This is a genomic window from Helicobacter cetorum (assembly GCF_900198405.1).
GTDB lineage: Bacteria > Campylobacterota > Campylobacteria > Campylobacterales > Helicobacteraceae > Helicobacter > Helicobacter cetorum_C.
In genome coordinates, this window is record NZ_FZMR01000006.1 from 102,663 (window position 1) to 122,109 (window position 19,447).

Consider the following 19,447-nt stretch of genomic DNA (forward strand, 5'->3'; position numbering starts at 1 on the left):
ATGATACCCTACTTTTTAGAAAAAAACGCCGATAAACGAATTTTTAAGTCAATTTAGAATACAATATATTGATATTTTATTTTAAGGTTAAAATAATGAGTGGTATTGTTACTCGCTTTGCACCCTCGCCTACAGGGCATTTGCATATAGGGGGTCTAAGAACAGCTTTATTCAATTATCTTTTTGCACGAGCTAATGAAGGAAAATTTTATTTACGCATTGAAGATACGGATTTAAGCCGTAATTCTATGGAGGCTACAGAGGCTATTTTAAAGGCGTTTGAATGGGTAGGACTAGAACACGATGGCGAAATTATTTATCAATCCAAACGCTTTGAGTTGTATAAAGAATATATTCAAAAACTCTTAGATGAAGATAAGGCGTATTATTGCTACATGAGTAAAGAAGAGCTAGATACTTTAAGAGAAGAGCAAAAAGCTAGAAAAGAAACCCCTCGTTATGATAATCGCTATCGTGATTTTAAAGGCACACCCCCTAAAAACATAGAGCCTGTAGTAAGGATTAAAGTGCCAGAAAATAAAATCATTAGCTTTAATGATGGCGTTAAGGGCTTAGTGAGCGTGAATACGAGTGAATTAGATGATTTTATTATCGCACGAAGTGATGGCACGCCTACTTATAATTTTGTCGTTACGATTGATGACGCTCTAATGGGGATAACAGATATTATTAGAGGCGATGACCATCTATCTAATACCCCTAAACAAATCGTGCTTTATGAAGCTTTAAATTTTAAAATCCCTAACTTTTTTCATGTGCCTATGATTTTAAATGAAGAAGGGCATAAATTAAGCAAGCGAGATGGCGCAACAAGTGTTATGGACTATCCTAAAATGGGGTATTTAAAAGAGGCGTTATTAAACTTTTTGGTGCGCTTAGGTTGGAGCCATAAAGACCAAGAGATTTTTAGCATGCAAGAATTATTAGAGTTATTTAACCCCAAAGATTTAAATTCTTCGCCCAGTGCGTTTAATACGCAAAAATTATTATGGCTCAACGCCCATTATTTGAAAAATAAAAGCACCCAAGAATTGCTAGAACTATTAAAGGGTTTTAGTTTTAGTGATATTTCTCATTTAAGCCCCACTCAATTAGATTGCTTATTTAACGCCCTTAAAGAAAGGTCACAAACCCTACAAGAACTAGCCCTTAAAATTGATGAAGTTTTAAATACTCCTATGGAGTATGAAGAAAAGATTTTTAAGAAGCTTGATAAAGTGGTTGTTGTGCCATTATTAGAAAAGTTTAAGCTTGAATTAGATAAAGCTAGTTTCAATGATGACAACACTTTAGAAAATGCCATGCACAATATCATTGAAAAAGAAAAGATTAAAGCGGGCAATTTTATGCAACCTTTGAGATTAGCCCTTTTAGGAAAAGGAGGCGGAATAGGACTAAAAGAAACGCTTTTTATTCTAGGTAAAACAGAGAGTTTAAAAAGAATAGAGAAGTTTTTGAAAATTTTTTAACCTAGCAAGTATTTAATTTTCAAACCTTAAAATTTCAATTTCGCCCTGAACTAATTCTACTCCTTCATCAATTAAAGCGATTGTATCAGCTTGTGCTAGAGCTTGAATGGCTCCAGCTTCATAGCGGTTGTTATTGTAAGGAATAAATTCAAAGTTTGAATAATTGCCTAAGATTAAGTGCGTGCGTTTGTTTTTAAGTTTTAAGGGAGCGTTGATTTTAGCTTTAAAGGTTTTTAAGTTAAAGTCTTTATTTAGGGAAAGTCGCTCTAGCAAAGGTAAAACAAGAGTGCGTAATACTAATAAGCAACTCAAAGGATTGCCGGGTAAGCCTACAATAATACTCTTGTTAAGCTCGGCTAAAGTTACAGGTTTTCCGGGTTTGAGATTGACTTTTTCATAATGAAAGCGGGCGTTTTTTTCTTTCAAGGCATCTTTAAAAAAGTCTTTATCCCCCACACTCACTCCTGCACTTGAAATAATTACATCATAGTCTTCTAATTCAAGTTGCTTAAGCTGTAAGTCTTTATCATCTTTTAAAACGCCTAAAAAATGCGTGTCATAGTTTTTAAGCATGTTAAAAATACTTACTGAATTGACATCATAAATTTGGTGCTCTAAGGCGTTTTGTCCTAAAGGCACTAATTCATCGCCACTACTGAATAATGCGATTTTTAATTTTCTAAATACTTTAATTTCTTTTAGCCCTTGAGAGGCAATGAGTGCGATATGTCCATAATTTAAACGGGTATTTTTAGGGACTAAAACGCTGTTTAAAGAAGCGTTTTCACCCTTTAAGCGGATATTAGCGTTAGTCTTAAAATCTTTAGGTGCTAGGGCGAAATTTTTATCACTCTCTAGCATGCATTCTATAGGAATGATAGTTTCTACGCCCTTTGGCACCATAGCTCCAGTCATAATTTTTACGCATTCATTTTCTTTAATCTCTAAAGAGCTTGTATCTTCTCCAGCAAAGATGTGTTTGATAACTTTGGTTTTCTTGCCTAAATCTTGCGTTTTAAACCCATAGCCATCCATAGCGCTTTGATTAAACTTTGGCAAAGCATGGGTGCAAATAACATCGTTAGCTAGAATACGCCCTACGCTTTCAAATAAAGAGATGTTTTCTGTTTCTAAGAGTTTTAGGGGAATGCTAGAGTTGATTTTTAGAGCTTCTTTAAAACTAATCATGTTTTATCCTTTAAAATAATTTACTAATCGTGCTAAAGGCTAGGCTAATTTCATCTTTAAAACGCCCTAGAATAGCAGAAACGATTAAAATAATGCCTACAAACGCAATGGCAATTTTAACCGGAAAACCAATAGCTAGTAGGTTAAATTGAGGGTGTGTTTTCATAATCATACCAAAAATAATATCACTCAATAACACTAAGCATAAAATAGGAAACGCCATAGAAAACCCTATTACAAATAAATGTGAAAAGGCTTTTACAATATTTTTAGCTAGCTCAGGCTCAAAGACAAATTGTCCTAAAGGAACAGCCTTTAAACTATGCTCTACAAACAAAATAATTTGATGATGAAAAGATAAATCTAGTAAAATTAAAATGGCTAGTAATAAAAGAGCTTGTCCTACAATAGGTTTTTGTGAGCCTGAAATAGGGTCATAAGCACTTGCCATAGTTAGCCCCATAGAAAAGCTAATGCTATCAGTTGCAAACACCAAACTTGCAAAGACTATTTGTAAAAAGATAGACGCACACACCCCTAAAAATAGCTCGCATAAGCATGCGATGATAAAACTCTCAGGTGTGTAAGTGAAGTTTGAGAAAGTTAAGGTAGGGTAAAAAATCGCACTCACATACAAGCTCAAAGCCCCACGCACCGATAATGGCACTAAATTATTTTCAAAAAAAGGAAAAAAGGATAGCACGCCACTAACCCTTAAAAACAATAGGAAAAAATCTTTCACATGAGGGGTGTTAAGCTCTTGAATGAAATCTAACATTCTTTTTCTTTAAGGATAAAAAAGTAGTGTGTTAGCATGATGGTTTGCAATAAAGTTGCAAAAAAGTTAAAAAAGGGGACTAAAGAAAAAAGATAGCAAAAAAATGAAAAACGATAATGGTTTAATCGGTGTTGTTTGAGCAAGTTTTGATAATCTTTAGCGTTAAAAATAGAACTTCCTATATCCAAATTCATTGTGTTTTTAAAAAAGAGAAAATGTGGAATCATAGAAAAAAAGACCCCTACAAAAGGAATGAAGTATAAGGGTGTTAAAAGTGCCATAAAGAAAAGCATAAGAATTAATGCTTTGATAAAATACTTGGCAGAAAAAAGGGTTGATCCAAAACTTTCTAAAACGATGTGAGAATAATACTTTTGATGTAAGTAAGAGACAACCAAAGGGGTATAAAAAATAGACATAAAAATATTAGTGATTAAGCTTAAAAGAATGACTATCCAAAAGATAAGAAAATACACTAATGCCTTAAAAACCCATGTAAACAAACTTGCAAAAAAGCCTTGAGAATGAGAATAATCACTCAAAAATTGTGGCAATAAAGTTTTGCAATAACTTACAATGCTATCACCATTGTAATAAAAAACAGCTCCAAAAAACGCCAAACTTAAAATAACAGGTCCAAGATTGATAAAAAGCATTCTGGTGCTTAAAAAATCTTTAAAGCTTTTTTTTAAAATCATTAGAGATGAAGTCATAACAAACCTTGGTTGCATAAATTCTTAAAAACTAAAGATTATTTAAGCATAAATTAGCTTAATGTTTTTGATTTTTAATGTTTTTAAATTAGAGAAAAAATAGTATAAAATTTAGCTTAAACTTGCTATAATCTAACATTTATTTTTAATTTTAATTGATTAAGTGGGGTATACACGATGAAAAGAAGTATCTTAAGTTTGGCATTGGTTGGTGCATTAAGCACGACACTATTAGTAGCTAAGTCTGCCAATACAGCCAACACAACTAAAAAGAGCGTTCCTACAATGGGAGTTTTAGCAACAGTTGATGGTGCACCGATTACTAAGAGCGATTTTGATATGATTAAGCAACGCAACCCAAATTTTGATTTTGATAAGCTTAAAGACGACCAAAAAGCAGCTTTGATTGACCAAGCTATCCGCACCTTGTTAGTAGAAAAAGAGGCTAAAAAGGAAAAGTTAGATAATACGCCAGAGTTTAAGGCGATGATTGATGCGGTAAAAAAGCAAGCACTCGTAGAATTTTGGGCTAAAAAGCAAGCTGAGGCAGTAAAAAAGATTCAAATCCCCGAAAAAGAAATGCAAGATTTCTATAATGCTAATAAAGACCAAATGTTTGTTAAGCAAGAGGCACATGCAAGACACATCTTAGTTAAGAGTGAAGATGAGGCCAAAAGAATTATTTCTGAGCTTAATAAGCAACCTAAAACTAAGGTGCAAGAAAAATTTATTGAATTGGCTAATCGTGATACCATTGACCCTAATAGTAAAAATGCACAAAATGGTGGTGATTTAGGAAAATTTCAAAAGAATCAGATGACTCCTGATTTTTCTAAAGCAGCTTTTGCTCTAACTCCGGGAACTTATACTAAAACTCCTGTAAAAACAGAGTTTGGCTATCATATTATTTATTTGATTTCAAAGGATAAACCTGTAACCTATACTTACGAGCAGGCTAAACCCACTATTCAAGGCATGTTGCAAGAAAAGCGTTTCCAAGAGCTTATGAATAAAAAGATTGAGGAACTCAAAAAGCAAGCTAAAATTGTTATTAATAAGTAGAATAAGGATTTCTTATGCTAGTTTATGGCAATGAAATTTTATTAAAAGCCCATAAAGAGGGCTATGGAGTAGGGGCGTTTAACTTTGTTAATTTTGAAATGTTAAACGCTATTTTTGAAGCTGCAAATGAAGAGAATTCGCCGGTATTTATTCAAGCGAGTGAGGGTGCGATTAAATACATGGGGATTGATATGGCGGTTGGCATGGTAAAGATTATGTGTGAACGCTATTCTCATATTCCTGTAGCCTTGCATTTAGACCATGGAACAACTTTTGAGAGTTGTGAGAATGCCGTGAGAGCGGGCTTTACTTCTGTAATGATTGATGCATCTCATCATGCCTTTGAAGAAAATTTGGAATTGACTTCTAGAGTGGTAAAAATGGCACACAGTGCCGGAGTGAGCGTGGAAGCAGAATTAGGGCGCTTGATGGGAATTGAAGACAATATTTCTGTAGATGAAAAAGACGCTGTGTTAGTGAACCCTAAGGAAGCAGAGCAGTTTGTCAAAGAATCTCAAGTAGATTATTTAGCCCCAGCCATTGGCACAAGCCATGGAGCCTTTAAATTTAAGGGTGAGCCACAGCTAGATTTTGAGCGTTTATTAGAAGTGAAGCGACTAACAAATATTCCCTTAGTTTTGCATGGAGCAAGTGCGATACCTGATGATGTGAGAAAGGCTTATTTGGATGCTGGAGGTGATTTAAAAGGCTCTAAGGGTGTGCCTTTTGAATTTTTGCAAGAATCAATCAAGGGCGGTATTAATAAGGTTAATACCGATACAGATTTAAGAATCGCTTTCATAGCAGAAGTGCGTAGAGTCGCTAATGAAGATAAGAGTCAATTTGATTTGAGAAAGTTTTTTACTCCAGCTCAATTGGCTCTTAAAAATGTGGTTAAAGAGCGCATGAGACTCTTAGGCAGTTCTAATAAAATTTAATTAAACAAGGAAAGAAAATAATATGGCAATTGGTATGAGCGAACTAAAGAAAGGCTTGAAAATTGAATTAGGTGGTGTTCCTTATAGAATTGTAGAATACCAGCATGTTAAGCCCGGTAAGGGTGCGGCATTTGTGCGTGCAAAAATCAAGTCGTTTTTAGATGGTAAAGTGATTGAAAAGACTTTCCATGCCGGAGATAAGTGCGAAGAGCCAAATTTAGCAGAAAAGACGATGCAATATCTCTATCATGATGGTGATGCTTATCAATTTATGGATATAGAGAGTTATGAGCAAATTGCCTTGAATGACTCTCAAGTAGGCGATGCGTCTAAATGGATGTTAGATGGCATGCAAGTGCAAGTTTTATTGCATAATGACAAGGCCATTTCAGTAGATGTGCCACAAGTTGTAGCTCTAAAGATTGTAGAAACTGCTCCTAATTTTAAGGGCGATACTTCAAGTGCAAGCAAAAAGCCAGCGACTTTAGAAACAGGTGCGGTGGTGCAGGTGCCCTTTCATGTCTTAGAGGGTGAGACCATTAAGGTTAATACTGAGACTGAAGAATATCTTGAAAAAGTAAAATAAGGTTTTAATTTAAAATTAAGAGACTTACCAATAAATAAGGTTAGTCTCTAGCTATGTCTACAATATAAGCAAAAAAAGCAAGCATTCAAAATCTAAGAACCCTAAGAGATAAGCTAATTAAAGCGATTTCTTTATTATTTGTGTGAATGGATAAATGAGAAGGTCTTGGATATATATTCACAAAAGCATTGATGCGAAGATGGCGTAATGCCTATTGCAAGATATTGTAATTTTTTGGAGGCGACTAGAGAAGCAAGCATTAAACAAACAAATAGGGTTTATGATATATTAATCCATGAGACAAGTTCGTATAATGATTAGCCATCAAAATATCGCAATCGCAAAAATCAAGTTTGGTTATTTTTATAAAGTAAAAAAGATATAAAGATTTATTTTATAAAAATAAATCTCGCTATAAACTTTAAATTTTGGCATTAGATTCTTATGGAAAAGAAAACCTTATTCAAAAGGAATAAGGTGCAGTTATCTAGCATGCATTCATGCATTAATAAAAAGAATAGGGGAAATATCCGGGCATCATGCCATAGCCATAAGGCATGAGACCATAGGGCATGTAATAGCCCCCATACATTCCATTTTGCATGGGGGAATTAAGATTGTCTTGCGAATTGTAAAAGCCATTTAAAGAGCCATAATTATTGAAGTGATTAATGGTGGGGGTGGTGTGTGCGTCAATAATAGCATCTTCTTGCTGTATGGCTTGATTTTCTTGGGCAACTTTTTGAGCCTCAGTTTCTTTAGGGTCTTTAATAATCACTTCTTCAACCGGCACATTAGCCCCACAACCATTTAGGCTATAGACCAAACACCACGCACTTAGGGTTAGCCCCCCTTTAACAAAATATTCTTTTAAATCTTTAGAGTTAGTGTTTGTATTTAACATGAAATTTCCTAAAATATTAAAAATTTAGAAAAATGTAACATATTTTTACTTTGTTTTAGTTTTAAACGCTTTAATTATATTCTAACATAAACTCTTCATAACCCTTTTTTCTCAATTTGCATGCAGGGCATTCATTGCAACCATAGCCATAAGCATGTAAAGTCTTTCGCTCGCCATGATAGCAAGTGTGCGTTTCTTTAATGATTAAATCTAAGATTCCTAAATCTTTAGCCATTTGAAATTCTTGTGCTTTAGAAAGAAACATTAAGGGGGTATGAATAGTGATATGGGTATTTGAACCTAAATTTAATGAATGCTCTATACTTTTAATAAAATCTTCTTTACAATCAGGATAGCCACTAAAATCCGCTTGTGAAACCCCTAAGGCAATATTACTAGCCCCTAGTTTTTGAGCGTAAGAATGTAAGAGTGTGATAAAAATCGCATTGCGATTAGGCACAAAAGAGTTGGGTAAATTTTTATGCTGAGTGTGTGAATTTTCTACTAAATCCTTAGAGTTTTTAAAAAGGGCGGAGTTTGTGATACTCTCTAAAAAATCTAATTTGATGATTTCATAGGGAAGTTGTAAAAAAGAAGCGATTTTTGTAGCGCATTCTAATTCTATAGAGTGTTTTTGTGCGTAATCAAATCCTACTAAACAGACTTTTTTAAAGTGTTTTGTTGCCCATACAGCTAGAGTGGTGCTATCTTGTCCGCCACTAAAGCTGATTACACAAATTTCTTGTTTCATAAAAATTCCTTAAAAAAACTAAAGAGATATAATAACACAAAGAAATTTTAAGAGTGATGAGCGTGTTTGAACTAGATAGAGAATTAAAAGAGCTATTTAACCTTTATGAAAAATATCATTATGAGCTTTATTTGGTAGGAGGGTGTGTGCGTGATAATTTAATGAGCTTTATCCCTAAAGATTATGATTTAAGCACAAATGCCAAGCCTAGTGAAAGTAAAGAAATCTTATTAAAACACCATTTTAAGGTGCTAGAAACCGGTATTAAGCATGGCACACTTACAGCCCTTAAAAACAATAAAAGCTATGAAATCACGACTTTTAGGATTGAAAAGGGGCATATTAAGCACAGAAAGCCTAAGGAATTGATTTTTAGCACGAGTTTGATAGAAGATTTAAAACGGCGTGATTTTAGCATGAATGCCATAGCATATAGCCCTACAAAAGGGTTTATTGACCCTTTTAAAGGACAAGTTGCGATTAAAAATCAAGTGATTGAGTGTGTAGGTAAGGCTAAGTTAAGGTTTTTTGAAGACGCTTTAAGGATTTTAAGGGTATTAAGATTTAGGGCGAGCTTGGGATTTAAAATAGAGAAAAACACTCAAATGGCGATTTTTGAATGCAAGGATTTGTTAAAACACCTTTCAAAAGAACGCTTACAAAGCGAATTAAACAAACTTCTTATAGGAAAAAACGCCTATGGAGTTATAAAAGAGTTTAAAGAGATTTTTGAATTAGTGATTGAAGAGAAAATAGAAAATTTAGAGTTTTTAAAAGGAGCTGCTTTAAATTTAGAGTTAAGGTTGCTAGGGTTTTTTAAGCACCAACAGAGTTTAGAAAATTTACGCTACCCTAAGAAAACTTGCACTTTATTTGCTAAAGCTAAAGAATGCCTAAAAGCCTTTTTAAATATCCATAATAAAACAGAGTTAAAATTTTTACTAAAAGACTATGATATAGAGTCTTTTAATCTAGCCTTAGAATTTTATTTTTTAGAAAACTACAAACATGCCTTAAAAATCAAATACTTGTTTAATGAAGTGTTAAATTTAAACGAGCCTTTTAAAAAAGAACACCTAGTTCTTAAGGGCGATACGCTTAAAAGTTTAGGCTATCAAAATAAAAAAATAGGCGAAATTTTAGAAAAATGCTTGAATTTAGTTATTGCTAACCCTAAAAATAACTGTTTAGAGTTTTTAATAGAATGGATTAAAAAATCATTAAACGAGTATAATTTTATCTTAAAAAAGGATTATCAATGAAAACTAACGAAGCTAAATTTTATGAAATTTTAGAAAACTTGTTTGTAGGCGTTAAGATTGAAAAGCAAGAAGACAATCTTTTTAATGAAAACGCTAAGGCACAAAAAAATGGCATAGTCAATTTAATGAAAACAAAAAGCGAGTATTATAAAGTCAAAAAGAAAGAATTAGAAAATCTAATTAATGAGAAATGCCAAGATAAAAGCGATTTTAAGAATGAGCTATTTGACAAACTTTATAGCTTTTTTATGCGTTATTTTAGTGCTAATGGGGGTATTTATTTTAACTACACGCCGTTATTTTATGATATTTATACTAAAAGTTATAGCGATTATGAAAAGCTAGAACTAAATCAAAAAGACACCGCCCTTTTTTATAAAACTAAAAATCTTTACTATGTAAAAAGTGAGATTATCTATAAAGATTTAAGTTTAGAAATAGAAAATATCCTTTTTAATTTTGATACAAGAAAATTAGAGAGCAAAAAGAGTAATGAAAAAACAGTCCTTGTATTTAATTTAGAAAGTGTAGAAAAAAACGCCCTAAATTTTAGCGTTCAACTTTCTAGCAAAGGAAGTGTTACAAAGATTCAAGAGATTTTAAAAGAGTGTAAAAAACAAGGCGTTCAAATTAGCGAAGAAAATTTAAAAAAAGCCTTTGCTAGTTTCAATAAACAAACTCAAATGGACTTTTTTATCCATAAAAACGCCTATAATTTTTTAAAAGAGCAATTAGATTTGTATTTGTTTGAATATTTATTTAAAGAAATAAGCGATTTTAAAGAAGAACGCCTAAAAGAGATTAACACCATTAAAGAAGTTGCTTTAAACATTATTGAGCTAGTGAGCGAGTTTGAAAATGAGCTTTCTAAAATTTGGAATAAACCACGCTTTGTAACTAACAGCCATTTAATAGTGAGCTTAGATAAATTAAAAGAAAAAGGCTATGATTTAAACAAGATTAAAGAGCATAAAAATTATGCTAATCAAAAGAAAGAGTGGCAAGATTTAAACCTACAAATCACAGATAACTTAATAGAAAACGAGTTTTTACCCCTTGATACGAAGTATTTTAAAGACTTAGAAGATGAGATTAAAAGCCTTTTTAATGAAAATGAATTTAATGGCACACTTATAAAAAGCGAAAACTACCAAGCCCTAAACTCTCTTAAAAACCGCTATAAAGAAAAAATAGATTGTATTTATATTGACCCCCCTTATAACACGCAAAACAACGATTTTATTTATATGGATAAATTTAAAAATTCTACTTGGCTTAGCATGATGAGTAATCGCTTAGAACTCGCTCATACTCTATTAAATGATAAAGGCGTGATGTTTGTTTCTATTGATGATAATCAACAAGCAACTTGTAAAGTGCTTATGGACGAAGTATTCAACGGGGGGGGGGGGGTGATAACTTCGTTAGCTGTTTAGTTTGTGAAAATGCTCCAGCAGGAACTCAAAGCTCAAAATTTATAGCTCAACAACACAATTATTGTTTATGTTTTGCTAAATCAATAGATAATGTTTCGCTTTATCCTATAAGGTTAAATGATAATGAATTGCATAAAAAATATACAGAAAAAGATAAATTTGGTTTATTTTATGTTGAAAGAGTATGGAAAAGGGGGCAGGGCGGAAGAAAAGAAGATGTGCCATCGTTACATTTTCCGGTTTTTTACAATGAAAAAACAAAAGAAATTTTTATTGATAGCGAAATAGACAATACAGAAAATTTAATTAAAATCATTCCTTATCAAATGGAAGGGGTTTTAGGAAGGTGGACTTGGAGTAGGGATAAAATGATAAAAGAAAAACATAAGCTTATTGTAAAAAAAGTTAATGGAGAATATAAATTACATAAAAAAGTATATATTGATGATGAAAAAGGTAGATTACCGCAATCCATTATAAAAAGTGAAATAGCAAGAACAGAAATCGGCTCTCTTGAAATTAGAGCTTTATTTAATGATAAGGTTTTTAATTATCCAAAAAGCGAAGTTTTTTTAAAGCATATTTTAGAAATCTCTACACAAGAAAACGATTTAATTTGTGATTTTTTCGCCGGTAGCGGAACAACATGTGCGGTCGCTCATAAACTCAACAGAAAGTATATCGGCATAGAAATGGGGGAGCATTTTGATAGTGTAGTCTTACCACGAATAAAAAAGGTCATAGGGGGATTTAAAAGTGGTATTTCAAAAGATACAGATTTCAAGCTTGGAGGGCTTGTGAAATACTACGAATTAGAAAGCTATGAAGAGATTTTAAGGAATATTAAATATGAAAATGATACTAAGCCATTAAGCTATAGCGAGAAATACAGCTATTTAGTTAAAAGCGAAAATGATTTTTATACGCTTGATTTAAAAGCTTTAGAGAGTAGGGGGGTGGATATTAAAGAGACTTTAGAAAATTTAAGCGGTTTGGAAGTAGAAAGCTTTAATGAAAGGTTTGTGAAGTTTAAAGGATTAGATGAAAAAATAGAGATTTTAAAAGCACTTAAAAGTGCGTTAATTTGGTAATGGGGGGCTTATGGCCAAGAAAAAACAAGAAAGTTTAATAGATAGTCTCAACGAGGTGTTTGTCGCTCAAAAACTCGCCGAAAATGAATTTAATACAGACGAGATTAACACAAGCTTAGAAAAATTAGACTTTAAAAGTTTTGATAGTAAAAGAGAGCTTTTAGATTATCAATGCCGAGCTTTAAAAAATGCGTTTAGGGTTTTAAGAGCGTTTTTTAATGAGTTTAAGGGGGATAAAAAAGCCTTTTATCGTTTTTATCAAACGCATTATACTTTTGCTAATTGTGATTTTATCAAACCTAATGATTTTTTAAAAACGCATTTTGAAATAGAAAATAATCGTTTGGGTTTTGAAAGTTTAATTAATCGCTTAGGCTTTTATATGGCTACAGGGAGTGGTAAAACGATTGTGATTATTAAGCTTGTAGAACTTTTAAGCGTGAGCATGCAATTAGGGCTAATCCCTAAGAAAAATATCATGTTTTTTAGTGCGAACGAAAATTTGATTAAGCAATTTGCAAAAGAAATTGAAAAATACAATCAAGGCAAAGATTATTTCAAACAAATTGATTTTAAAAATCTCAAGAGTGTTAAGAGTAAGGACTTTTATCATGCACAAGATAACTCTTTTAAAGAAATGAAACAGATTGCGTTGTTTTATTATCGTGCGGATTTAATGAATGATGAAAGCAAGGTTGATATTTTAGACTATAAAGACTATTTGGATAATGGGAATAACTATGTCATTTTAGATGAGGCACATAAGGGGAGTAAAGCTGAGAGTAAAAAACAAGCCATTTTTAGTTTGCTATCTTTAAAGGGGTTTTTATTCAATTTTAGTGCGACTTTTATTGAAGATAGCGATTTAATCACTTCGGTATATAATTTAAGCGTAAGCGAATGGGTTAAATTAGGCTATGGTAAGGAATCTATTTTATTAGAGAAAAACACGCTTAAAGCCTTTAAAGAGGCAAGAGATTTAAACGATAAACAAAAAGAAATCGCTATTTTAAAGGGCTTGTTATTATTGAGTATGCAAAAACTCTATAGAGTGAAAGATTATTTTCATGACCCTTTAATGGTAGTTTTTACGCATTCTGTGAATGTGGAAAATAGCGATGCAGAGATGTTTTTTAAAGCGTTGGTGCGTGTGATTGAGAGTGAAGATAGTAGCGTTTTTAAAAGGGCTAAAGAAGAATTGCTTGATGAATTAAAATCCCCTAAATTTCTCTTAAGCGATGGTAAAAATAAAAACATTAATGTTTTTAAAGAAAGTTTAGAAAAGATAGATTTTAAGAGTTTAAAAGAACAGATTTTTTATGAAAGTAGTGGGCGTGTTGAGGTAGTTATTAACCCTAACAACAAGCAAGAAATCGCCTTTAAGCTCAATACGAGCGATAAAGTCTTTTGCTTAATAAAAATCGGCGATATTACAGAATGGATAAACGATAAATTAAAGGGTGTGGATATTAGAGGGGATTTGAGTTTTAAAGAAGAGAGTTATTTTAGCCAAATTGATAAAAGTAGCATTAATATTTTAGTGGGGTCTCGCTCTTTTGATACTGGTTGGGATAGCACACGACCTAATGTGATTTTATTTTTAAAAATCGGTATGGATAGCGAGGCTAAGAAGTTTATCAAACAATCTTTTGGTAGGGGGGTTAGAATTGAGAGTTTGAAAAATCAACGCCAAAGATTAGAGTATTTAGGGCTAGATGAGGATATTAAAAAACGCTTGCAGTTAAACGCTACGATTTTAGAAACGCTTTTTGTGATACCGACTAATATAGAAAGTGTGAAAGCGATTTTAGAAGTTAAACAAGAGTGCTCTAAAGATGAAAAATGGTGCGAAATAGCCTTAGAAAAAACGCCTATAGAACATGCCTTATTTGTGCCTAGCTATCAAAAAGAAAAAACGAACGCCTTTGATTTTTCACAAAGTAGTTCGTTTAAAATGAGTGAAACAAACTATAAGGATTTAAAAGAAATTATTCATTCTATGAGTGAAACGCATTTTATTTTAAAGCATGATTTTTATAGGCGTAAAGATTATTTATTACTAAAAAAAATGATACAAAAAAGGCATTTTAAAATAGAAACAACTTGGCACTACAAAGATTTAAATTACTTGATTTCTAGCCTTAAAGCAAAATTGCACCCCTATAAAAAAGTGCCTAAAAATGAGTTTAGTTCTATAAATGAAGAAATTGTGCATTTTAAAAAGATTAAAATTAGGGCGGATAAAAAAGAGAAATTGATTGAAAAAATCCAAGAGATTAAAGAGTATACGCCACTAGACAAGAATGAATTAACGCAAAAAATCTCTAAAGGCGAGATAGATATTGATGATATAGACAAATACAGACAAAATAAAGAATTTAAGCTTGATAGTGTAGAACTATTAAAACTTAAAGAGCATTATTATAACCCTTTAATTAAAGCTAAAGAGTGTGATTGGCTTAAGGCTGTAGTTAAAGTGGAAAGTGAGTGTGATTTTTTAACGGAGTTACAAGGGGCTATAAAAACATTAGAAGAAAACTATGATTTTTGGGCGTTTAGTAAAATTGATGAACACTTAGATAATTTATTTATCCCTTATGCAGAAAATGGCACACAAAGGTGTTATTATCCGGATTTTATCTTTTGGTTACAAAAAAATGATACTCAAATAATTGTATTCATTGACCCTAAAGGGAGCAAGCAAAGCGATTATGAATTAAAGGTGGACGGGTATGAAGAGCTTTTTAAAGATGGAGATAAAGTTAAGATTTTTAACCCTAAAAATAATAAAAACTTAAAAATCAAAGTGCTTTTAAGACTTTATCAAAATAAGGTAAGTGATATAGGGAAAGGCTATAAGGATTATTGGATTAAAAAAGAGGGTTTAAAAGAGTTTTTTAAAAAAGTTTTCTAAGAATTAAACGCCTTGTTTTAATCTTTTTTAACCTTAATTGTGTCAATATAACAAAAAACTTTAATACGAGAATTTATGGACTTTAAGAATAATCCTAAAAAATGGCTTTTTTTAGCCCCCTTGGCTGGTTATACAGACTTGCCTTTTAGAAGTGTGGTGAAAAAATTTGGCGTAGATGTTACCACAAGTGAAATGGTTAGTTCGCATTCCTTAGTGTATGCGTTTGATAAAACTTCTAAGATGTTAGAAAAATCTAGCTTAGAAGACAACTTTATGGCACAAATTTCAGGCTCTAAAGAGAGTGTTGTTAAAGAGGCGGTTGAAAAAATCAATGTCTTAGAACAAGTAAGTGGGATTGATTTTAATTGCGGTTGTCCTGCTCCAAAAGTGGCTAATCATGGTAATGGTAGCGGGTTATTAAAAGATTTAAACCACCTTGTGAAATTACTTAGAGTGATTAGAGAAAATACGACTAAAAAAATCACAAGCGTGAAAGTGCGTTTAGGCTTTGATAAAAAAATTCCCAAAGAAATCGCTTGCGCTTTAAATGACGCTCCGATTGATTATGTAGTCGTGCATGGAAGAACACGAAGTGATAGGTATCAAAAAGATAAGATTGATTATGAAAGCATTGCTTTAATGAAAGAAATTTTAAAAGTGCCAGTGATAGCAAATGGCGAAATTGACAGCGTTAAAAAAGCTTTTGAAGTGTTAGAAAAGACTAACGCTAATGGGCTGATGATAGGGCGAGCGGCTTTAAGAGCCCCTTGGATATTTTGGCAGATTAGAAACAACACCACTGAATTGCCCGCTGTGGTGAAAAAGGACTTGGTTTTAGAACATTTTGATAAAATGGTGGAGTTTTATGGAGAAAGGGGGGTTATAATGTTTAGGAAGAATTTGCATGCTTATGCTAAGGGTGAAATGGGGGCGAGTGCTTTTCGTAATTGTGTCAATACCCTTACAGAGATAAGAGACATGCGAGAGAGTATAGAAGAATTTTTTAATCAAGAGATGTTACAAAGTGAAGTGCCATTATGGGTAGAATTAAATCAAAAAAGCGTTTAAAAGCGCTTATTTTTTTAGCTAGTTTTGGAGGGGTTCTTTTGGCAAGCACCGATAACGCCCTAGAAAAAACACCTTTTTTTAAAACTAAAAATCATATTTATTTAGGTTTTAAGCTAGGCACTGGAGCTAATTTTAACACTACAATGTGGCAACAAGCAAGTAAAAATAATCCCACTTGCCCTAATGATATGTGCTATGGCGAAAAATTACAAGCGCATTATAAGGGGGGTAAAGATTTATCTTATAGCTTTCAAGTTGGAGATGAAATATCCATAGATAAATACCACATTTTAGGGTTAAGAGTGTGGGGGGATATTCAATATGCTAACGCTAAATTAGGTCAAAAAGTAGGGGGGGATACTCTTTTAGAAGAACAAAATTATAACCCAAACACCTTAAAAGCTTATGACCCAAAAACACAGCAACAAGGGGACTTAATTTTACAACAAACTAAAAGTCCACAAAACTTTCTTTTTAATAATGGGCATTTTATGGCGTTTGGTTTGAATTTAAATGTGTTTGTCAATATTCCTATTGATACAATCATCAAACATGCTCTAAAGAAAGAAAAAATGCTTTTTTTAAAAATGGGCGTGTTTGCTGGGGGTGGGGTGGAATATGCAATATTATGGAGTTCTCAGTGGAAAAATCAAAACACACAACAAAATGATAAATTTTTTGCAGCCGGTGGGGGCTTTTTTGTAAATTTTGGGGGTTCTTTATATGTGGGTAAGCACAACCGCTTGAATGTAGGGCTAAAAATCCCTTATTATAATTTAAGCGCTCAAAGTTGGAAAAGTTTTGGCTCTAGCAACGCATGGCAACAACAAACTATCAGACAAAACTTCAGCGTTTTTAGAAATAAAGAAGTTTTTGTAAGCTATGCGTATTTATTCTAAATTAGAGCGTTTCTAAAAGAGCTAAAAAATCTTTTATTAGAGTAAGACAAATACTTCCCATAACCACCAAGATTAAAAGGTTTATGCCTATGGTAGCTTTTTTGTTACTCAAAAAGATAGAGCCATAGCGAGCTGACAAGCTCCCTAATGTTCCAAGCCATAATAACGACGCAAAGAGTGCACCAAATAAAAAGATAAGTTTTCTAACATTGTCAAGTGAAATCGCACTCGCACCAATTAAAAACAGCATTTCTAAATAAATTTGAGGGTTAAGCAAGCTAACCGCTAAAGTAAATAGCAAAGTCTTTTTTAACGATAAAATCTCAAGAGTTTGAGATTTTTTAGTTTGTGAAGTTTTTAAAAGTCCTAAAAACCCCATAAAAGCGTAATAACCCGTAAATAAAGCTCCACAAAGACTTAGTGCTAAAGCTATATAGGGTTTTTGAGAAAGATACGCTCCCACGCCAAATACTCCAGCACTCATTAGAAAAATATCGCAAACAAAGCAAATGACACAGATTAAAAACACATGATTTCTAGCTATGCCTTGTTGTATAATAAATAGGGTTTGTGCACCTATAGCGACATTTAAAGATAGTGCTAGGCCAAAACCCTTTAAAAAAGTGAACATTTATACAAGCCACTTCACTAAAAATAAGCCCCCACCCACCAACACAAACAATAAGATTAAGGCGAGCAAAAAGGCTTTACTCCCACTAGAGGCGAAGTTTTTTACATCTACTTGAAGTCCTAGTGCACTCATAGCAAAAATAAGACAAATTTCTGAAATTTTCCTTAAAAAAGCAAAGCTATCTTGCAAGACTTGAGGGCTTAAAAAATCCTTTGTTATTAAAGGCAAGTAAGAATGAATAATGACCATGCCCAAAAAAGCGAACGCAAACCATGGGATTTGTATTTTTGTTTTTTCTGTTGTTTGGTTATTTTTAGCTAGATATAAAGAAATGCCAAGTAGTAGGGGGATAAGCATTATCACACGCACCATTTTAATCGTAACAGCGATTTTTTCAGCGTCTGATGAAATAGAGCTGGCTGCCCCCACAACATTTGCTACTTCATGTAAGGTCGCACCAATATACACGCCTTCTTGCATAGGATTTAAAGGGATAATGCCTAGATTATAAATAAAAGGGTAAAAAAACATAGAAAATAGCCCAAAAACAATCACTGTGCCAACGGCTATCACGCTTTTAAAAGGCTTAGATTTTAAAACCCCCTCTAGTGCTAAGACTGCCGCTGCTCCACAAACTGCACTGCCTATAGAAACAAGCATAGAAGTTTCGCCATCAAGCCCTAGTTTATTTCCCAAAAAGACCCCTACAAAAAAGATAAAAACCACCACAATAAGAGCGATTAAAAGGGGCGAAAAACCATAGCTTAAAATCTCTGTTACACTTACTTTAAAGCCATAAAGGACGACTCCAAAACGCAAAAGTTTTTTAGCACTAAATTGCACCCCACTATTTAAATGATGAGAGTATTTAGGATAAATAAAAGAGCCTAAAAGTCCTATTAAAACCCCTACTAAAAGCGCGGAGATATGATTATCTTTAAAAAAAGCAAACTCTGCTACATAAAGAGCTAATGCCACAATAACCCCTACTACAGAAAGTCCCAAAAGATAGTTTTTTAAGCTGTTTGTTTTCATTAAGCTATCCTTAAGCGATATAAAATTTCTCATCTAGTCTATTGAATATTTTTGAATTATTGCCAAAATAATATTAAATAGCTAGGTTTTTTAACATTTTTGGAATAATACATGAATAATACATCATAAGAAGTTAAATTATGGCTTTATTAGCTTATTTTGATTATCATAGAATTTTGTGGTATGATGTGTATTTAAGGCTATTTCATTTAGATAGTCATTTTTTTAATGAGGGATAGATTAAATGAGCGTTAAAAAGAATTTATTTTTAGTTTTGATTTTTATGTTTGGCTTTCAAGCAGTGCATGCGAGAGACTTTTCAAAAGAGAGCGACAAAGAACTTTTAAAATTAGCAGGAACCTTGCCTTCTAGTGAGGCGATTGATTATCGCATGGAAGTGTCTAAACGCCTTAAAGCTTTAAATGCTGAAGAGGCTAAGAAATTTCGTGCGAGTTTCAGCAAAGAGGCAAAAAAAAATCTTTCCAAAATGAGTGAAGAAGACTTTAGAAAGATGCGTGAAGAAGTGCGTAAAGAATTGGCAGAAAAGACTAAAGGTTTAAGTGCTGAAGAGATTAAAGCTAAGGGGCTTAATGTGAGCGTTTGCAGTGGCGATGCAAGGAAAGTTTGGTGCAGAGCTAAAAAAGTCAAAGATGATGAGCATTGCTCCCCTAAGTGATGGATTAATTTTAAGATAGGAAAGG

General features: G+C 32.8%; 16 protein-coding genes and 1 pseudogene. 10 read left to right on the forward strand and 7 right to left on the reverse strand.

Going from position 1 to position 19,447, the window contains the following annotated elements:
- Positions 1–95: 95 nt before the first annotated feature.
- Positions 96–1,490, forward strand: a complete 1,395-nt coding sequence (gene gltX, locus C6H25_RS02745) for a glutamate--tRNA ligase (protein ID WP_104747935.1) — start codon at positions 96–98, stop codon at positions 1,488–1,490.
- Positions 1,491–1,502: 12 nt separating this feature from the next.
- Here gltX and C6H25_RS02750 read toward each other — a convergent pair whose 3' ends face one another.
- From C6H25_RS02750 to C6H25_RS02760, 3 genes are read right to left on the reverse strand one after another with little or no spacing between them, the layout of a single operon-like run.
- A complete protein-coding gene (locus C6H25_RS02750) occupies positions 1,503–2,678 on the reverse strand; it encodes a molybdopterin molybdotransferase MoeA (RefSeq protein WP_104747936.1) in 1,176 nt (391 codons plus the stop codon).
- A 10-nt stretch (positions 2,679–2,688) separates the two neighbouring features.
- Entirely contained in the window at positions 2,689–3,456 is a 768-nt protein-coding gene (gene fliR, locus C6H25_RS02755; protein WP_104747937.1) for a flagellar biosynthetic protein FliR, read from the reverse strand.
- The gene (locus C6H25_RS02760; protein WP_104747938.1) at positions 3,450–4,169 is read right to left on the reverse strand and encodes an EI24 domain-containing protein; all 720 of its coding nucleotides are present in this window, start codon (positions 4,167–4,169) and stop codon (positions 3,450–3,452) included. The genes fliR and C6H25_RS02760 overlap by 7 nt, the downstream gene beginning before the upstream one ends.
- 177 nt (positions 4,170–4,346) lie before the next feature.
- Here C6H25_RS02760 and C6H25_RS02765 point away from each other — a divergent pair, with 177 nt between their 5' ends.
- Genes C6H25_RS02765 through efp form a run of 3 tightly spaced genes read left to right on the forward strand, consistent with a single transcriptional unit; the run spans position 4,347 to position 6,755 of the window.
- Positions 4,347–5,231, forward strand: coding sequence for a peptidylprolyl isomerase (locus C6H25_RS02765; protein WP_104747939.1), 885 nt, complete (start codon positions 4,347–4,349; stop codon positions 5,229–5,231).
- Between the two features lie 14 nt (positions 5,232–5,245).
- Positions 5,246–6,169 (forward strand): class II fructose-bisphosphate aldolase, encoded by a 924-nt coding sequence (locus C6H25_RS02770; RefSeq protein ID WP_104747940.1) that lies wholly within the window; start codon positions 5,246–5,248, stop codon positions 6,167–6,169.
- Positions 6,170–6,191: 22 nt separating this feature from the next.
- A complete protein-coding gene (gene efp, locus C6H25_RS02775; protein WP_104747941.1) occupies positions 6,192–6,755 on the forward strand; it encodes an elongation factor P in 564 nt (187 codons plus the stop codon).
- Between the two features lie 505 nt (positions 6,756–7,260).
- Here the strand turns inward: efp and C6H25_RS02780 are convergent.
- Positions 7,261–7,659, reverse strand: coding sequence for a hypothetical protein (locus tag C6H25_RS02780; RefSeq protein ID WP_104747942.1), 399 nt, complete (start codon positions 7,657–7,659; stop codon positions 7,261–7,263).
- Between the two features lie 70 nt (positions 7,660–7,729).
- Entirely contained in the window at positions 7,730–8,410 is a 681-nt protein-coding gene (queC, locus tag C6H25_RS02785) for a 7-cyano-7-deazaguanine synthase QueC (protein WP_104747943.1), read from the reverse strand.
- Positions 8,411–8,472: 62 nt separating this feature from the next.
- Between queC and C6H25_RS02790 the strand changes: the two genes are divergently transcribed.
- From C6H25_RS02790 to C6H25_RS02815, 5 genes and pseudogenes are all read left to right on the forward strand, one after another.
- Complete coding sequence (locus C6H25_RS02790; RefSeq protein ID WP_104748007.1) at positions 8,473–9,672, forward strand: CCA tRNA nucleotidyltransferase; 1,200 nt, start codon at positions 8,473–8,475, stop codon at positions 9,670–9,672.
- Positions 9,669–12,199: pseudogene (locus tag C6H25_RS09060) on the forward strand (site-specific DNA-methyltransferase). The gene C6H25_RS02790 and the pseudogene C6H25_RS09060 overlap by 4 nt, the downstream one beginning before the upstream one ends.
- 10 nt (positions 12,200–12,209) lie before the next feature.
- Positions 12,210–15,113, forward strand: coding sequence for a DEAD/DEAH box helicase family protein (locus C6H25_RS02805; RefSeq protein WP_104747946.1), 2,904 nt, complete (start codon positions 12,210–12,212; stop codon positions 15,111–15,113).
- A 75-nt stretch (positions 15,114–15,188) separates the two neighbouring features.
- Positions 15,189–16,181 (forward strand): tRNA dihydrouridine synthase, encoded by a 993-nt coding sequence (locus tag C6H25_RS02810; protein WP_104747947.1) that lies wholly within the window; start codon positions 15,189–15,191, stop codon positions 16,179–16,181.
- Complete coding sequence (locus C6H25_RS02815; protein WP_104747948.1) at positions 16,151–17,080, forward strand: outer membrane beta-barrel protein; 930 nt, start codon at positions 16,151–16,153, stop codon at positions 17,078–17,080. Before C6H25_RS02810 ends, C6H25_RS02815 begins: the two co-directional genes overlap by 31 nt.
- A gap of 1 nt (position 17,081) precedes the next feature.
- On the opposite strand, the gene C6H25_RS02820 is transcribed toward C6H25_RS02815, so the two are convergent.
- Together C6H25_RS02820 and C6H25_RS02825 are read right to left on the reverse strand one after the other, a co-directional pair.
- Entirely contained in the window at positions 17,082–17,711 is a 630-nt protein-coding gene (locus tag C6H25_RS02820) for a LysE/ArgO family amino acid transporter (RefSeq protein ID WP_104747949.1), read from the reverse strand.
- Positions 17,712–18,746, reverse strand: a complete 1,035-nt coding sequence (locus C6H25_RS02825) for a YeiH family protein (RefSeq protein ID WP_104747950.1) — start codon at positions 18,744–18,746, stop codon at positions 17,712–17,714.
- Positions 18,747–19,029: 283 nt separating this feature from the next.
- Between C6H25_RS02825 and C6H25_RS02830 the strand changes: the two genes are divergently transcribed.
- Entirely contained in the window at positions 19,030–19,422 is a 393-nt protein-coding gene (locus C6H25_RS02830; protein WP_418904541.1) for a DUF1104 domain-containing protein, read from the forward strand.
- The last annotated feature ends 25 nt before the right edge of the window (positions 19,423–19,447 follow it).

What these genes read in the sequence shown, in the direction of transcription:
- C6H25_RS02815 (WP_104747948.1), top strand. Translation starts at nt 16,151, where the DNA reads ATGGGTAGAATTAAATCAAAAAAGCGTTTAAAAGCGCTTATTTTTTTA.
- C6H25_RS02765 (WP_104747939.1), top strand. Translation starts at nt 4,347, where the DNA reads ATGAAAAGAAGTATCTTAAGTTTGGCATTGGTTGGTGCATTAAGCACG.
- C6H25_RS02810 (WP_104747947.1), top strand. Translation starts at nt 15,189, where the DNA reads ATGGACTTTAAGAATAATCCTAAAAAATGGCTTTTTTTAGCCCCCTTG.
- C6H25_RS02760 (WP_104747938.1), bottom strand. Translation starts at nt 4,169, where the DNA reads ATGACTTCATCTCTAATGATTTTAAAAAAAAGCTTTAAAGATTTTTTA.
- C6H25_RS02820 (WP_104747949.1), bottom strand. Translation starts at nt 17,711, where the DNA reads ATGTTCACTTTTTTAAAGGGTTTTGGCCTAGCACTATCTTTAAATGTC.
- C6H25_RS02780 (WP_104747942.1), bottom strand. Translation starts at nt 7,659, where the DNA reads ATGTTAAATACAAACACTAACTCTAAAGATTTAAAAGAATATTTTGTT.
- gltX (WP_104747935.1), top strand. Translation starts at nt 96, where the DNA reads ATGAGTGGTATTGTTACTCGCTTTGCACCCTCGCCTACAGGGCATTTG.
- C6H25_RS02805 (WP_104747946.1), top strand. Translation starts at nt 12,210, where the DNA reads ATGGCCAAGAAAAAACAAGAAAGTTTAATAGATAGTCTCAACGAGGTG.
- C6H25_RS02750 (WP_104747936.1), bottom strand. Translation starts at nt 2,678, where the DNA reads ATGATTAGTTTTAAAGAAGCTCTAAAAATCAACTCTAGCATTCCCCTA.
- efp (WP_104747941.1), top strand. Translation starts at nt 6,192, where the DNA reads ATGGCAATTGGTATGAGCGAACTAAAGAAAGGCTTGAAAATTGAATTA.
- C6H25_RS02825 (WP_104747950.1), bottom strand. Translation starts at nt 18,746, where the DNA reads ATGAAAACAAACAGCTTAAAAAACTATCTTTTGGGACTTTCTGTAGTA.
- C6H25_RS02770 (WP_104747940.1), top strand. Translation starts at nt 5,246, where the DNA reads ATGCTAGTTTATGGCAATGAAATTTTATTAAAAGCCCATAAAGAGGGC.
- C6H25_RS02830 (WP_418904541.1), top strand. Translation starts at nt 19,030, where the DNA reads ATGTTTGGCTTTCAAGCAGTGCATGCGAGAGACTTTTCAAAAGAGAGC.
- fliR (WP_104747937.1), bottom strand. Translation starts at nt 3,456, where the DNA reads ATGTTAGATTTCATTCAAGAGCTTAACACCCCTCATGTGAAAGATTTT.
- queC (WP_104747943.1), bottom strand. Translation starts at nt 8,410, where the DNA reads ATGAAACAAGAAATTTGTGTAATCAGCTTTAGTGGCGGACAAGATAGC.